Below are 15,264 nucleotides of genomic sequence, written 5' to 3'. Positions count from 1 at the left end.
GTATTATTCCCTCACAGCATTTTTATTGAGCGGCGCCGGCAGCGCCGGGTAGCCGGAAAGGTGCTTGGCGATCAACGCCAGCGCCGCGATCAGCGCCGGGATGGCCAGCAGTGTGAATATGGTGCTGAACGACAGCTGCATCTGCATCAGCGCACCACCGCTCATCGCCCCCAGAATGCCGCCAAAACGCCCGAGACCGAGCATCCATGCCACGCCGGTCGCCCGGCTCTGGGTGGGATAAAATCCGGCCGCCAGGGCCGGCATGGATGACTGCGCGCCGTTCATGCAGGTGCCGGCGATGAACACCGTGATCGCCATCAGCGGCGGGTAGCTATAGACAAAGCCGATGATGCCGACGAACAGGCCGGTGAGCAAATAGCCGACGGCCACCACCTTGTGCGGGTTCATGCGATCCATCAACCAACCGATAATCAATACGCCGAGCCCCCCGCCGAGCGGAAACAGCGCGGTGATTAGCGACGCCTGCGTGACGGAAGCGCCGGTTTCACGGATCAACAGGGGCAGCCAACTGGTCAGCAGATAGAAAATCATCAACCCCATAAAGTAAGTCAGGCACAGCATCAAGGTGCCCAGCAGATAGCGACGGGAAAAAATCATCCCCAGCGGCGAGGCCGCCTTTATCTGCCCCTCTTCCTGCAACATGAAATGCGGCGTCTTTGGCAGTGGCGCAATGCGCTTCAACACTTTGGCGATGCGTTGTGCGGCATAGCCGCGCGCAACCATAAAGCGCGCGGATTCGGGCAAGGCGGCGATCAAGACCAGCGCCAGCAGCAGCGGCATAACGCCACCCAGCACCATCACGCTCTGCCAGCCGAAATGCGGGATCAGCCAGGCGGAAGAAAAACCGCCCAGCGATGATCCGAGAGGAAAACCGCAAAACATCAGATTCACCATCAGAGCCCGGCAGCGCTGAGGCGCATATTCCGACATCAGCGTGGCGGCATTGGGCATGGCCGCCCCCAATCCCAGCCCGGTCAGGAAACGCAACAGCGTCAACGTCGACAGCGAGCCGGCGAAGGCGGTCAACAAACTGAAGCCGCCGAACAGCAGCAGCGAGATCACCAGCACTTTCTTACGCCCGATACGGTCCGCCAACGGCCCGGCGGCCAACGCGCCCACCGCCAGGCCGACCAAAGCAGCGCTCATCACCGGCCCCAGAGAGGTTTTTTCTATTCCCCATTCCTGCACCAGCGACGTGGCAATGAAACCGATAATGGCGGTATCGAAGCCGTCCAGCGCTACCGCCAAGAAACACAAAACCAGTATCAACCACTGGTAGCGAGAAAATGGCTGGTCATCGATAAACCCTCGGATTTCTACGTTGTTATCGTGTGGCATGGCTTGCTCCTCAGGGGGTGCGGCAACCCTCACCGCACAGAACAACCGGCTGCGTACCGGCAAGAGGGTTAATTTGTGCGATTATCGGAACATAGTTCGTTAATCGACAATTAAATCAAACCACCCCACGGCGAATGCTTCAATATTGTTAAAACAATAAGCGTGCGATAAACGAACATCAGAGGACGGTAAATAAAATAATTTTATTTACTATTAATGGGATGGGGTTATTTTTGCCGTTACCACAGAATGAGGGTTTGTGATTCAATTAACATTTCAGAAACATTGCCACTGCCCTGTTTGGCGCTGACCATCGGCCTGAAGGCACAGACGCTTTTCGAACGGCGCTCGCCCCCTAAAAAGGGAGCGAGCGCAAGAAACGCCCTTATTGACTCAGAGACGCCTGCCCGGCGGCGAGGTACTTCGCCATTTCCGCCGGCGGCACCATGCCGCCACCGGTCGCCCACACCAGGTGCGTCGCCTGCGCCAGGCTCTCTGTGCTCACGCCTTGCTCGCTGAGCTGCCGCGCCTGGGCCGCAACGCGCCACGGCCCGGCCATGCCGGCCAGCGCGGACGGCTCCAGCTGAAGATGTTCGTGCTTGTCCAACAGCCCGAGCAGCGCAAACATCTCTTCGTCGCTCAGGGTGTAAAATGCGCTCAACAGGCGCTCCATCGCCCGCCCGACAAAGCCGGAGGCGCGTCCCACCGCCAGCCCGTCCGCTGCGGTGCGGTTATCGATGCCAAGATCCTGCACCGCAATGCCGTCGTGCAGCCCGCTGTAAACGCCGAGCAACATGCAGGGCGAATGGGTCGGCTCGGCGAAAACGCAGTGAACATGGTCGCCGAAGGCCAGCTTGAGGCCAAACGCCACGCCGCCCGGCCCACCGCCGACGCCGCACGGCAGATACACGAACAGCGGATGCTGTGCGTCCACCACGATGCCCTGTTGGTCAAACTGCCGCTTCAGGCGGCCGCCGGCCACCGCGTAGCCGAGAAACAGGGTTTGCGAGTTTTCATCATCGATAAAGAAACAGCGCGGATCGCTCGCCGCCTGCTTGCGCCCCTGCTCGACCGCCACGCCGTAATCTTCGGCGTACTCCACCACCGTGACGCCGTTGTCGCGCAGCTTTTGCTTCTTCCATGCCCGCGCATCCGCCGACATGTGGACGCTGACGTCAAACCCCAGTCGGGCGCTGATGATGCCGATAGAGAGCCCCAGGTTGCCGGTCGAACCGACGGCGATGCGGTACTGGCGGAAGAACTGGCGAAACTCGTCGGAAAACAGCCGGGCGTAGTCGTCGCCGATCTGCAGCAGCCCCGCCTCCAGCGCCAGCGTCTCCGCATGCGTCAGCACCTCGTAAATGCCGCCGCGCGCCTTGATTGAGCCGGAGATCGGCAGATGGCTGTCCTTTTTCAGCAGCAGCTTCCCGCCAAGCCGCAGCCCATAGCGCAGGTCCAACGCCTGCTGCATGGCGGGGATCGCCACCAGCTCGGATTCGATGATCCCCTTTGTCGGCCGGGTTTCCGGGAAGGCCACGGCGAGATAAGGCGCAAAGCGCGCCAGGCGTTGCTCCGCGGCGGCGACGTCGGCGGCGGTCAGGCCGACATGGGGCAAGCCTGCGGCCAGCGTTGTCGCGCGCGGATTGAACCAGGTGATAGGCTCGAGGGCGACCATTCGTTGCAACAGCGGGTGCTGCGCAACCCACGGTTGAATCTGTGATTTTTGCATAAGTGTCCCTGACTGATTTGGCGTTGCCGTCACCATGCCGCGAACGCCGGCGGCTGACAAATGATAAATACTGAGCTTGAGATGCAACAGATTGATGCAAGCGCGGCGCTACCCGGCCGCGACGCCAAACCAGATCAGAATACCCGCCACGCCCGGCAAAATCGGCGCACCGCCGGTTTTCGCGGCAGTGCCGCCGGGAATACCGAGGGAAACCAGCGCCGATGCGTTAAGTGCTGCGCTCTCGATGCATCTTTTATCCGCTAACCCCGCGCCGCCGCTTCCAGGCCGGCGATGTCGATTTTGCCCATCAGCAGCATCGCTTCCGTGACCCGCCGCACGCGGGCGGCGTCGGGATCGTTCATCAGTTCGGTCAGGCGCCGCGGCACGATCTGCCAGCACACCCCCCAGCGATCGCGCAGCCAGCCGCACTGCTCCGCCTCGCCGCCCACGCACAACGCGTCCCACAGCCGGTCGACCTCCGCCTGATCGTCGCATTCCACCATCACGGAGAAGCTGTGGTTGAACGGATCCAACGGCCCGGCTTCGATCGCCGCATAGCGCTGGTCGCCCAGGGTGAAGGAAGCCAGCTTCACGCTGCCGGCCGGGCCGCTCGGCGTATCCGCCGGCAGATCGGAAAACCAGTTCACGGACGAACCGGGGATCAGCGCGACATAGCAATTCAGCGCCGCCTCCATGTCTTTTTCAAACCACAGATGTTGCGTAATTCTGGCCATCGGCGCCTCCTTCAGGTATCGAGGATCGGCGCGAACCCGCCAAAGATCATGCGCTTGCCGTCAAACGGCATCTCGCCCAGCGCCTTCATACGCGGATCGTTCATCATTTTCTCGTTGGCGGCGTCGCGCACCGCCTTGGAGGGGTACTCTATCCAGCTGAACACCACCACTTCGCCTTCCTGCGCCTTCACCGCGCCGCGAAAGTCGGTAAGTTTGCCGTCGGGCACATCATCGCCCCAGCACTCCACGACGCGCGTGGCGCCAAACTCTTTAAACAGCGGCGCCGCTGCGGCCGCCAACCGGAGATATGCCTCCTTATTGGCGGCCGGCACCGCCACCACAAACCCGTCTACGTATTTCATTCTGATATCCTCTTGTCTGATTAAGGACAGTCGGTTCAGCGCGGGCAAAGTAGTCCGCGCCCCCTACCAGTTTAGACGGCGGGCGTGCGGCACGGATCGGAAGTTCAGCGGTCAGGATCGTTCGGCGGGCAAGATTCCGGCGTAGCGACCCGGTTACGGCCGGCGTTTTTCGCTTTGTATACCGCCAGATCCGCCAGTTTGAGCAGGTCGGCCAGGCTGTGGCCGGAACCGCCCGGGCAGGTTACCATGCCGATGCTGACGGTGATCTGCAGCGGATGGCCGGCCGGCATGGTGATCGATTCCGCCTCAATCCGTTGCCGCAGCCGTTCGGCCAGCTGCACCCCCTGCTGCGGCTGGCCGAGCGTCGAGACGATGGCGAACTCTTCCCCGCCCATGCGGCCGAACAGATCATCGACGCTCAGATCGGCGGCAATCGCACGGGTAAACGCCATCAGCGCCTGATCGCCACCGGCGTGGCCGAAACGGTCATTGATCGATTTGAAGTAATCGATGTCGAGCATCATGACGCACACCAGCTCGCCTTTCTGGTCGATCACCCGCTCGCCGCGCTGCATAAACGCATTGCGCGTCAGCACGTGGGTCAACGCATCGTGACTCGCCACGTGCTCCAGCGTGCGCAACAGCGCGTTGCGCGCATAGTTCATGCTGGCGACGGCAATCGGCCCCAGCGCCAGCAGCGCGATGCCCAAACGCATCGATACCGTGTTCTGCAGCACCTTCATGTCGAGCGTGGTGCTCAGCAACCCGAAATCGATCGCCAGATGGCACCACAGCACATAAACCAGCACCGCGATCATGGTGCTGAACAGCGAAAAGGACATCGCCAGCCACAGCAGCACCGGCATGGGAAAGATCACCGCGCCGGGGCCACCGATCAGCACGCTGCAGACCGCCGCCAGCGCCAGCAGCGCCAACACCGCCATTTTTCGCCCCGCCTGCGGCCATTGGCTGCGCTGCGTCAACATGGCGCAGGCCACGCGCAGGCGATAGCGCCAATCAGCGGGAAACGCCAGAATGAAAGGCATCAGCGTGACGTAGTTGGTGAATTCGGACGAGAACCACAGCGCCAGCGAGGTTAAATAGGGCCTGCCGAACAGCCACTGCGAGACTCCCGCGCCCACCACACCGGTCGCGGCGGCGGCGGCCAGGCAAATACCGAACAGGTACATGCTGGAGGCGCCGCGCTGCAGCATGCGCGCCGGCGGCGACAGCCGCATGAACAGCAGATACCCCACCACCACGCCGGTCAGATTGGAGGCGTTCAGCAGCAACGCCTTTTGCAGCGAGCTGCCAGTCAGCAGATCCGCCGCCAGATACCCCAGCACCGCCATGCCCCAGCCGGCGCGCGTAGCCCACTGCGGGCAGCGCACCAGAACCGCCAGCAGTACGGCGTTGACCGGCCAGAATACCGCCAAAAATCCGACGGGACGGCTGACGATGCCCAGCAGGCAAGCCGCGAACACCAACAAAAAGACGGTGAGTGCGGGCCAGATTTTCCGGGTATCGGACAACGAGGTGGTTTGCATCTTGGATCCAGAGACTTCTGCTGTGTAAGGTGACAATCTGTTCGTGTCACAACCGTCGACGATGAGGAGAAGATAAGCGGCCGACCCGCCTATTATTGCCAGTTTTAGCGGCCCGAGCACCTGTTTATTCATCAAGGGAAAATATATTTGTGTATCAATGTATTGACGGCAGTTGCTCGTCTGGCGCAGAAACTGCTGAAGCAGCCGCGCCCCAGCCGGCCTGACACCGGCAAAAACTGCCGTCTTGTTCCTAAAAAGTAAAATAAGATTGGGCGATGTGCGGAGATTTTTCCCCCACGTCAAAGCGCCTTGCGGTACATCACAAAACCGGGGCGCTCCGCCATCCGGTCATACAGCCGCATGGCGGTCTGGTTGGTTTCGTGGGCATTCCAGTAAACGCGCGGCAACGATGATGGTTCGGGTGAGAAAGGCTAAACTTCTGAGCCTGCTCTATATTGCCCCCATTTCAGTACTGAATTAACGCCGATGGAGAGGAACGGCTCCGGCGGGGTTTTATTCGGGCCCGGTGACGCCACAAGGAAGTCGATCAACTCATTGCGCTCACCGGCAATCATATCCGCCAGCAGTTTGCCGGTAGCCGTGCCGCGCGTGATACCCAACCCGTTGCAGCACAGCGCGCCGTACACGTTGGGTGCCAGCTGGCCGAAGAAACCCTCATGATTCTCCGACAGACAAATAGCCCCACTCCAGGAATAGGCGAAATCAACCTGGTCAAGCGTCGGAAAACGGCGCTCAAAGGATTTACGGTGGTTAGCGATAAAGTTCTTCAGATGGTGCTCGCGCGGACGACCATCTGGGTGGAAGCTGAAGCTGTTGCGTACCAGTATGCGGTTATCTACCGTCCGGCGTACGGTGCTGCCAAACGGATGTGCGGGGATAACGCCCCAGACCGGTTTGCCGCCCAGCCGGGTCTGCTCATCGGCGGTCAGCGGGCGGGTCAGGCTACCGTACAGGAAGGTCGGCAGCAGGCGTCCGCGCAGGAAGCCAAAGTGCGCCGCAAATGCGTTGTTCGCCAGAATCAACTTATCTGCCGTGATGCTGCCTTTGTCATGCACCAGCGTCACTTTGTCGCCATAATTAATAGCCGTGATCGGCGTATACTCGTAAAGTGTCACGTTCGATGGCAGATTGTTCGCCAGCCCTTTCACCAGCGCCGACGGTTGCAGCAGGATGGTGCCGGGAATATAAAGCGCCTGTTTGTAGTAACGGGTGCCGATGTGGTCAGGTAGCTCCTCGCCCGTTATCATCTGCGTTTCACGGCCAATCTTCTCTAGCCCGCGGCGGTAGGCCTCAAGAATCGCCACGCCCTGCTCGCCCACGGCAGCTTGATATTTCCCGGATTCTGACATCTGACACTCAATTCCGTGCTCCTGCACAATAGCACGCAGATAGTTCTGCCCCAGCGTATTGAGCTGCAGGATAAGCCTGGCGGTTTTGACATCGCCGATGTAGTCCTTGGCGCCGATATCGTGCGGCACATCAATGGCAAAACCCGCATTGCGCCCGGCAGGGCCATAGCCCACTTCCTGCGCTTCAATCAGTACAATTTCATCGTCAGGAAAGTGGATCGCCATCTGGCGGGCGGCTGCCAGCCCGGTTAACCCGGCCCCCACAATGGCCCAGCGAGCGTGTTTTTGCCCCACGTGAGCAGGCCGTGGGGGGCGAGATGGGCTGGTGTGATACCACCCTGGCAGGGCGTCATCAGCAGGGAGAGAAGTGATCTTTTGCACGCTGTTTACTCCGGTTCGCTGTTATTTTTCTTTTGCGCTTAGCAGGTCAGTAAGCGCGGTATGAACTCATGTTATCCATGTCAAAAAAATGAATACGTGATGAATATCTCATGTATACAACAAGTATAAAAATAGTTAAATCCAGGTTAATTTGGACGTGGAAAAGCCCCGAGCGAGTAACGCTCAGGGCGTGTTACGATTTGAAAGTAGCCCCCAAGCGAATGCCTGGGAGCACGCCATCAGGTGGGGTTATTCAGGTGACTGGATACGCTCATCGGCCTTGAGTCCCTGCGGCGCAATAAAGATCTCCATGTTTTCCCGGGAGAGTTCCCAGTGTTCGAACACCAGATCCACTACCGCCTGCTCATCGTGCGCTTCCAGTGCGACGATAAACGCATCGTGATGATCGGCAGCCAGTTGTAAACGCCGCTCCATGTCATCATTACGTGGACGGAAAAAGGTGTGACCGATACGACAATGATCGATCAGCAAGCGTCCGAGGCTCGGTTGCAAATAGGGGTTAGCCGCCATTTCCCCCATGATCTCGTGAAAGCGGTTGTTCTCCAGAGCCAACGCTTCGACATCATGGCTCTGAACCGCTTTGCGAAAGCGCTTTTGAGTTTCTTTTAGCGCCTTCAACTGCGCGGGTTTGTAGTGCTGAGCTGCAAGGCGCCCGGTGGCCGCATAGATCATCGGTGCCACCAGGAAAAAGTTGCGCAGCGTGGCATGGCTCATGGGAATCACGCGTACGCCACGCTTTTCAACGATCTCGAGATACCCTTCACCTGCCAGGCGCTGAAACACTTCGCGCACCGGTGTCCGTGACAGGCCGTACTGAGCGGTCAGACTGGCTTCATCCAGCAGCTCATCCGGGTCGAGTTCCATCGTTAAGATAAGCCGCTTGAGATCCTCGTACAGCGCTGTCTTACCCGTTCTCATTACCGCCTCCTGAAAATCGACCCGTGATGCTTAACTATGATGCTGCTTAACCTACAGATAAAGGTAAGCTACGGCAAAATTTATCCGCAACGGCGATCACGTTCTGTGCATTTTACTGGCTGTCCGGTAAATCAGCATCAGAACCGGTTCCGGGTCCCGATCGGGCGAATGACGCAGGATCTCCCCACGCAGCCAGACAATTTCACTGTCGGCGCACTGATGGAAAGATCCCATCTCCCGAGCATTCTTTAGCCATTTAATAATAAAGGCATTTTTTTGCCGGTTGGAGGTAATGCGTCCCAGCTTCTTCGACAGCCCCACCGCCACCAGAAGACAGAAATAGAAATGGATTCTGTCTTCCAGGCCGCGAAGCACGGCTTCAGGCGTCGTCTTCAGCAACATCAACCCAGATGGTCTTCAGCTCGGTGTACTGGTCAAGCGCAAACACTGATTTATCGCGACCGCCAAAACCGGACTGCCTGTAGCCGCCAAACGGCGTGGTTGCGTCCCCCTCTCCGAAGCAGTTCACGGTCACTGTTCCGGCGCGAATAGCGCGAGAAACGCGGATGGCGCGATTAAGCTTGCCGGTATAAACCGACGCCGCCAGGCCGTATGGGGTGTCGTTGGCCAGCGCGATGGCCTCGGCTTCGGTTTTAAACGTGGTGACGCACAGCACCGGGCCGAAGATCTCCTCCCGGAACAGCGCGCTTTCCGGTGTCACACCATCGATGATGGTCGGCTGCACGTAAGCCCCCTGCTTCGTGTTACCTCCGTGCAGAATAGGTAACCCTTCCTGGCGCGCGATATCAAGATAGCGGCTCACCTTACTAAAGTGCTCAGGAGAGATCATCGCACCCAGCCGATTGCGCGGATCGAACGGGTTACCCATCGTCCAGTTACCGATTTGCTTCGCCATCTCCGCCAACAGCGCTTCCTTCACATCTTCCTGCACCAGCAGGCGCGAGGTCGCGGAGCAGTTCTCGCCCATGTTCCAGAACGCACCGTTAAGCACATGTTCGGCAACCGCAGCGATATCGTCGGCATCGTTAAACACCAGCGCCGGGTTTTTGCCGCCGCACTCCAGCACGACCTTTTTGAGATTGGATTCCGCCGCATAGTGCAGGAAGCGACGTCCGGTGGCGGTAGAGCCGGTAAAGCTCACCATATCAATATCCGGATGCAAACCAATCGGCTCGCCGACTTCTTTTCCGGTACCGGTCACAATATTCAATACCCCCCCAGGAACGCCCGCTTCAAACGCCAGTTCAGCCACGCGTAGCGACGTCAGAGACGTCTGTTCAGCCGGTTTCACCACCACCGAACACCCTGCCGCCAACGCCGGGCCAATTTTCCAGGCGAGCATCAGCAGCGGGAAATTCCACGGCAGAACGCAGCCCACCACGCCAATCGGTTCACGCACTATCAGCGCCATCGCATTATTGCCTACCGGCGCCGTGTGGTCGTAAAGCTTGTCGATGGCTTCCGCATGCCACTTCAGCACATGGATAGTCTCCGGTACGTCCACCGCCAGACACTCGCTGACCGGCTTACCGCTGTCGAGACTTTCCAGCACAGCCAGCGATGCGAGCTGCTGTTCCATCAGCGCCGCCAGTTTTAGCAGCACCGCCTTGCGTTCGCCCGGAGCCAATTTGCTCCAGCTTCCAGCCTCAAAGGCTGTGCGAGCCGTGCTCACCGCCGCGTTAACGTCGGATTCATCGCAGGCAGCAAGATTTACGATGGCTTCACCGGTCGCCGGGTTGTACGTCGTCAAGGTTTTACCGGAACGCGCCGGGGCGAAACGGCCATTGATAAACGCCTTGTCCGGAAGCGTAAGTTCATGCGCCAAGCGCGTTACATCGTTGAGTGTCTGAAGCTGTTTCATTTCGCCCCCTTACGCCGCCGTGGCCGCAGCCACGTTGCGTTTCACCCCGGCAATCACCGCTTTCAGCTGTGCTTTCTCTTCTTCGTCCAGACTTTGCAGCGGCGCACGCACCTGACCCGAGGTCAGACCGTTCAATTCGCAGCCATAGCGGATGGACTGCACAAACTTTCCGCCGTCGAGGAAGTTCATCAGCGGCATCATGGCGGCCATAATTTTGCGGCCTTTCGCGAAGTCCTTTTCCACTACGCAAGCCTCATACAGCGCCACATGTTCACGCGGAATAAAGTTAGAACCGGCGCACACCCAGCTGCGTGCTCCCCAAGCAAAGAACTCCAGCGCCTGATCGTCCCAGCCGCAGGAGAGCGCAATGTTCGGAAATTTACAGGCCAGCAGATGCAGGTTATTGAAATCGCCCGAGCTTTCTTTAATGGCGACCACGTTGGACGAGCGGCTTACCTCGCGGAAGTAGGTTTCACCCATGGTGATCCCCATACGGCCTGGGTAGTTGTAGAGCATGATCGGCAGCTGCGCGGCTTTATCCACTGTTAGCGCGTGATGGGCATTTTCCTGCTCTGTAGGCAGCGCGTACGGCGGCGAGGTCACCAGAATAGCGTCGGCTTTAATCTCGCGGGCATGCTTCGCGTAGTCCACCGCATCTTCGGTACGGATTGCCCCGGTTCCAACAATCAGCGGCAGACGGTTGCCAATGACTTGACGCGCATGCTCGGCCAGCGCCTTACGCTCTTCGGCGCTCTGGGCATAGTATTCGCCGGTTGAACCGCCAATGATGATGCCGTGAACTCGAGCTTCAATCAGGGATTCCAGCACATCCGCAAAGCGGGCGAAATCAATACTGCCATCGGCCGCGTAAGGGGTAATTGCCGGGGTGTAGATACCTTCAAATGTCAACACGATAACCTCCAGGGGGGGGATTCACGACCGCGATGGTCTGTTCAGCAGCTCGAGGCTGCGTTTGTTAAGAATTTGCACACAGATGTGAAAGGGGTCAATGAATGAATATTTTTTGTATACATTGAAAATACAACGTAAATACCAATGAGTAGTAAAATCCTACACCGATGTTATTTTTAATCATTAATAATCAATAAATTAAAAACTAAATTTTGATGTAGTAATTTTATACATGATTTCAGATAACGATCACATTCCGGAATTTTTGCCTCCAGAGACATATTTACAGCACCAATACGGAGGCATAGCTTTAAGTCTGGATTTAACCAGAATTTAACAGCAAGCCGGTTCGGTTGTGATGGAAATGTAAATAGAGGTACAGGGTATGCCCCAGAAAAAAGCGACGCTCATCGGACTGATAGCCATCCTGCTGTGGAGCGCAATCGTTGGGTTGATTAAAAGCGTGAGCGAAGGTTTTGGCCCGGTGGGCGGTGCGGCGCTGATCTATACCTGTAGCGCAGTCCTGCTGTTATTCACCGTTGGCTTCCCGAAATTGCGGCTGTTTCCACCGAGCTATCTGATCCTCGGCAGCATCCTGTTTGTCTGTTATGAACTCTGTCTGTCGCTGTCGCTGGGCTTCACCCATTCCGGCCGTCAGGCCATTGAGGTCGGGATGGTGAACTATCTCTGGCCGAGTATGACCATATTACTGTCGGTTATCGTGAACCGACAAAAGACCAGCCCGCTGATTATTCCGGGCGTCATTTTAGCCGTCGCCGGAATTTGCCGGGTATTAGGAGGCGAACAGGGTTTCTCTTTCACTGAGATGACCCATAACGTAATGGAAAATCCGCTCAGTTATGGCCTGGCATTTAGTGGTGCCATTATTTGGGCAATATATTGCGTGGTCACCAAAATCATCGCCAATGGCAATAACGGCATTACCCTGTTCTTTATTTTGACCGCACTGACGTTATGGGGGAAATACCTCACTTCCCCGCAACCAGAATTTATTCTCTCCTGGCATACATGGATAAGTTTATTGCTGGCCGCCATCGCCATGGGGTTTGGTTATGCCGCCTGGAACGTCGGCATTCTACACGGCAATGTGACAGTGCTGGCGGCCGCTTCGTACTTTATCCCGATTATCTCGGCGGTACTGGCTGCGGTTATGTTGAAGTCACACCTGAACATCGCGTTCTGGCAAGGCACTGCCATGGTGAGCCTGGGCTCGCTGCTCTGCTGGTGGTCTACCCGCAGTTCTGCGCCGAAAGCCTTACCTGTAATAAAAGAAAGTAAGTAAGGCCCTAATAATAAAAAACATCTTACCCGACCATCCTGCACCGGAGGAGTATTTATAATGAACGACCAAAATTAACAGAAAAAATATTCATTACGTTCGATTTAACAATATTACCTGACCTACATTTAAACCGCGATCGTCGGATTAGCGGCAATGGCTTCGTGTACCCGTTGCAGGCCGTTAATCCGACGACATCGGGGAAAGACAGGAGTTACCATGTCAAATACCATTTCTGTAGAAGACGTTCCCCTTAACCGCTTTCACCGGTTGCTGACCGTGCGTTCGGGAGGTGGATCCTTTGTCGATGGCTACGTGCTCAGTATTATCGGCATCGCCATGATGAAAGTCTCACCTGCACTAGGTCTGAGCGCATTCTGGGAAGGATTGATTGCCGCCTCGGCGCTGATCGGTATCTTCTTCGGTGGTTTTATCGGCGGTGCGCTGACTGACCGTCTTGGCCGCCGCGTACTCTATTTCGTTGGGCCGACGCTGTTTGTCGTCTGCTCTCTGGCGCAATACTGGGTGCAAAGCGGTGAAGTGCTGTTTGCGCTGCGCTTTATGAATGGCGTTGCCGTCGGGATTGAATACCCGGTCGCGACCGCTTTCCTGGTGGAGTTTCTGCCGAAGAAAAACCGCGGCCCCTGCCTCGCGACGCTGACCATCCTCTGGTTCGCAGGCGCAGCCGTGGCGTACCTGGCCGGCGAAGCCATTCTTAATTTTGGTGGACCTGACGCCTGGCGCCTGACGCTGGCGAGTACGGCCGTCATTGGCGCTCTGCTGTTCATCGTGCGTCTGGGCACCCCTGAATCCCCGCGCTGGCTGTTAAGTAAAGGCCGCCATGCCGAGGCAGAAGCGATCATCCGCCGCGTTTACGGCCCTGAGTTTGGTCTGGATAACTTACCGGTACAGGCTGAAAGCAAAAACCTTTCTTTTGCCAACCTGCTCCATTCCGGTTACGGCAAGCGCATGGCGTTTGTGGCGATTTTCTGGACCTGCTCCGTCATTCCGGTATTTGCCGTCTATGCCTTTGCCCCTAAGGTGCTGGATGCGCTGCACCTCAGGGGCAACTGGGCATCCTATGGATCCGTTGCCATTACCCTGCTGTTCGTGGTGGGCTGCGTCATCGCGACTCGCCTGATTAATGTCCTGGGACGCCGTAAGCTGCTGCTGCACAGTTTCCTGTGGTCAGGCCTTGCGCTGTTGCTGCTAGGCTTTCTGCGTGATGGTCCGTCTGCGGTGATCCTGCTGATGTTCGGTCTGTACGCACTGTTCATCGGAGGGGCGCAGGTGCTGCAGTTGGTCTATCCCAATGAGATCTTCCCGACTGAAATTCGCGCCGGTGCCGTAGGCGTAGGGACGTCGCTGTCGCGCATCGGCGCGGCGGTGGGCACCTGGCTGGTGCCGCTTTCGTTGCAGAATATTGGGATTGGTCCGACGATGTATATCGCTGCAGCGATCACCTTCTTTGGTCTGATAGTGTCGTGGTTTATGGCACCGGAAACCAATGCACGCAGTCTGGAAGACGCCTCCTCATTAGAGGAGGAACTTCCGCGTAACAAGGTTTCAATGCAGGGGGTCATGCCGAAACGACACTCTCTTTGATTCACCAGGGCTGCATAACTGCAGCCCTATTTACTCCTTCACCAACTTTTCCACTTCCCTGCGTCGCTTGCGGAACGAACTCGGTGTCTCACCGTATTGCTTACGAAACCACGAAATGAGATGCGACGCGTCCGAAAATCCGGTCGCGGTGGCAATTTCGTTAATACTGTTACTTGAATCGGCCATCAGCTTTCGCGCCTGCTCCAACCGCATACTGCGCCAGTAAACGGCTGCTGAGTGGCCAGTGCATTTGGTGAATATCAGATTGAGCTGACGAAAGGTCACACCCGCAAAATCCGCCACGTCGGCGAGCGGGATCGGTGAATCAAGGTGCTGTTTCATAAATTCAATGACCTTACTGACCCGTTCGTTCTCATACACATCCGGCGCATTAAGCGGGGCTTTCTGCTTCGTCTTTCCGGCAGGTTGTGGCGCGTCCATCAGTAGATATTTCAGTACCTTCTGCGAGCGTACCAGGCCGCAATGCTGACGGATCAGATCGGCCGCCAGGTCAATTGCCATGCCGCCCGGACAGGAGATAATCCCGCCGTCTTTAATATAGGTTTTGTCGATTACCGGAATGGCTTTTGGAAAACGAAGCCGAAACTCGTCGCGGGTAGTGAAGTGGATCGCACAGTGATGATTATCCAGCAGCCCGGCGTTACCGGCAACGAACGCTCCGCTGCACAGCGTAATGATTGGAATATTGCGGGCGTGCAGATCCCGCAGCGCCTGTAACAACCATTCTGGCGGGTTGCGAGTCTCTTCTAGCAATCCGCCAGCGACCACGAAATAGTCCCAGTCTCTGGAAAAATCGAGCTTCGCAGTCGGTGATACCGGCAAACCGCAGCTGGCAGTGACCGGCCGATCGTCGCAGGTCATCCACTCCCACTGGCAAAAAATCTGCCGGCTGGAGAAGGATTCATCCGCCGCAAAGCGCAGAGATTCCACCAGGCCGGCAACCGAAGCCAGCGTAAATTGCTTCATCAGCAAAAAACCCATTGTCAGGTCGGGTTTTGGCTCGATGTTTTTTTCATAGGCGTTCTTCATCAGACTCCTGCAATCCTCCAGCTTGTTCAGAAGACATTACGGATCGGCGATGTCCCGAGTATTTAGACCAACGGCGATCGGCTTCTCGGCGCTA

The 15,264-nt window shown here is 57.4% G+C and carries 14 protein-coding genes; 3 read left to right on the top strand and 11 right to left on the bottom strand.

Going from position 1 to position 15,264, the window contains the following annotated elements; all coding sequences use genetic code 11:
- Positions 1 to 3 precede the first annotated feature (3 nt).
- A complete protein-coding gene (locus ACSBQQ_RS05820; RefSeq protein WP_033648372.1) occupies positions 4 to 1,359 on the bottom strand; it encodes an MFS transporter in 1,356 nt (451 codons plus the stop codon).
- Between the two features lie 385 nt (positions 1,360 to 1,744).
- Positions 1,745 to 3,088, bottom strand: a complete 1,344-nt coding sequence (locus ACSBQQ_RS05815; protein WP_033653114.1) for a D-serine ammonia-lyase — start codon at positions 3,086 to 3,088, stop codon at positions 1,745 to 1,747.
- Between the two features lie 81 nt (positions 3,089 to 3,169).
- On the opposite strand from ACSBQQ_RS05815, the gene ACSBQQ_RS05810 reads away from it, so the two are divergent.
- Positions 3,170 to 3,352, top strand: a complete 183-nt coding sequence (locus ACSBQQ_RS05810; protein WP_154632416.1) for a hypothetical protein — start codon at positions 3,170 to 3,172, stop codon at positions 3,350 to 3,352.
- Here the strand turns inward: ACSBQQ_RS05810 and ACSBQQ_RS05805 are convergent.
- From ACSBQQ_RS05805 to ACSBQQ_RS05770, 8 genes are all read right to left on the bottom strand, one after another.
- The gene (locus ACSBQQ_RS05805; RefSeq protein WP_048321599.1) at positions 3,349 to 3,822 is read right to left on the bottom strand and encodes a VOC family protein; all 474 of its coding nucleotides are present in this window, start codon (positions 3,820 to 3,822) and stop codon (positions 3,349 to 3,351) included. The genes ACSBQQ_RS05810 and ACSBQQ_RS05805 overlap by 4 nt on opposite strands.
- A gap of 11 nt (positions 3,823 to 3,833) precedes the next feature.
- Positions 3,834 to 4,184, bottom strand: coding sequence for a DUF1428 domain-containing protein (locus ACSBQQ_RS05800; RefSeq protein ID WP_060426124.1), 351 nt, complete (start codon positions 4,182 to 4,184; stop codon positions 3,834 to 3,836).
- Between the two features lie 104 nt (positions 4,185 to 4,288).
- Positions 4,289 to 5,731 (bottom strand): sensor domain-containing diguanylate cyclase, encoded by a 1,443-nt coding sequence (locus ACSBQQ_RS05795; RefSeq protein ID WP_060428029.1) that lies wholly within the window; start codon positions 5,729 to 5,731, stop codon positions 4,289 to 4,291.
- Between the two features lie 431 nt (positions 5,732 to 6,162).
- Entirely contained in the window at positions 6,163 to 7,482 is a 1,320-nt protein-coding gene (locus ACSBQQ_RS05790; protein WP_033648376.1) for an NAD(P)/FAD-dependent oxidoreductase, read from the bottom strand.
- Between the two features lie 249 nt (positions 7,483 to 7,731).
- On the bottom strand, positions 7,732 to 8,421 hold the full coding sequence (locus ACSBQQ_RS05785) for a GntR family transcriptional regulator (RefSeq protein WP_033648377.1): 690 nt from the start codon (positions 8,419 to 8,421) through the stop codon (positions 7,732 to 7,734).
- A gap of 96 nt (positions 8,422 to 8,517) precedes the next feature.
- On the bottom strand, positions 8,518 to 8,823 hold the full coding sequence (locus ACSBQQ_RS05780; RefSeq protein WP_049196879.1) for a hypothetical protein: 306 nt from the start codon (positions 8,821 to 8,823) through the stop codon (positions 8,518 to 8,520).
- Positions 8,801 to 10,303 (bottom strand): aldehyde dehydrogenase, encoded by a 1,503-nt coding sequence (locus ACSBQQ_RS05775; protein ID WP_060428026.1) that lies wholly within the window; start codon positions 10,301 to 10,303, stop codon positions 8,801 to 8,803. The genes ACSBQQ_RS05780 and ACSBQQ_RS05775 overlap by 23 nt, the downstream gene beginning before the upstream one ends.
- 9 nt (positions 10,304 to 10,312) lie before the next feature.
- Positions 10,313 to 11,215 (bottom strand): dihydrodipicolinate synthase family protein, encoded by a 903-nt coding sequence (locus tag ACSBQQ_RS05770; protein WP_103826722.1) that lies wholly within the window; start codon positions 11,213 to 11,215, stop codon positions 10,313 to 10,315.
- A 385-nt stretch (positions 11,216 to 11,600) separates the two neighbouring features.
- Between ACSBQQ_RS05770 and yddG the strand changes: the two genes are divergently transcribed.
- Together yddG and ACSBQQ_RS05760 are read left to right on the top strand one after the other, a co-directional pair.
- Positions 11,601 to 12,518: an aromatic amino acid DMT transporter YddG gene (gene yddG, locus ACSBQQ_RS05765; protein ID WP_033648380.1), complete on the top strand. Its 918-nt coding sequence runs from the start codon at positions 11,601 to 11,603 to the stop codon at positions 12,516 to 12,518.
- A 216-nt stretch (positions 12,519 to 12,734) separates the two neighbouring features.
- Positions 12,735 to 14,120, top strand: a complete 1,386-nt coding sequence (locus ACSBQQ_RS05760; protein WP_049195539.1) for an MFS transporter — start codon at positions 12,735 to 12,737, stop codon at positions 14,118 to 14,120.
- A gap of 30 nt (positions 14,121 to 14,150) precedes the next feature.
- On the opposite strand, the gene ACSBQQ_RS05755 is transcribed toward ACSBQQ_RS05760, so the two are convergent.
- A complete protein-coding gene (locus ACSBQQ_RS05755) occupies positions 14,151 to 15,170 on the bottom strand; it encodes a GlxA family transcriptional regulator (protein WP_043147502.1) in 1,020 nt (339 codons plus the stop codon).
- Positions 15,171 to 15,264 lie beyond the last annotated feature (94 nt).

Source organism: Serratia sp. G204Y (assembly GCF_051172435.1).
In the GTDB taxonomy this organism is placed as follows: domain Bacteria; phylum Pseudomonadota; class Gammaproteobacteria; order Enterobacterales; family Enterobacteriaceae; genus Serratia; species Serratia sarumanii.
Note: the sequence above shows the minus strand (reverse complement) of the source record. Positions and strands in the feature narration are given on the sequence as shown.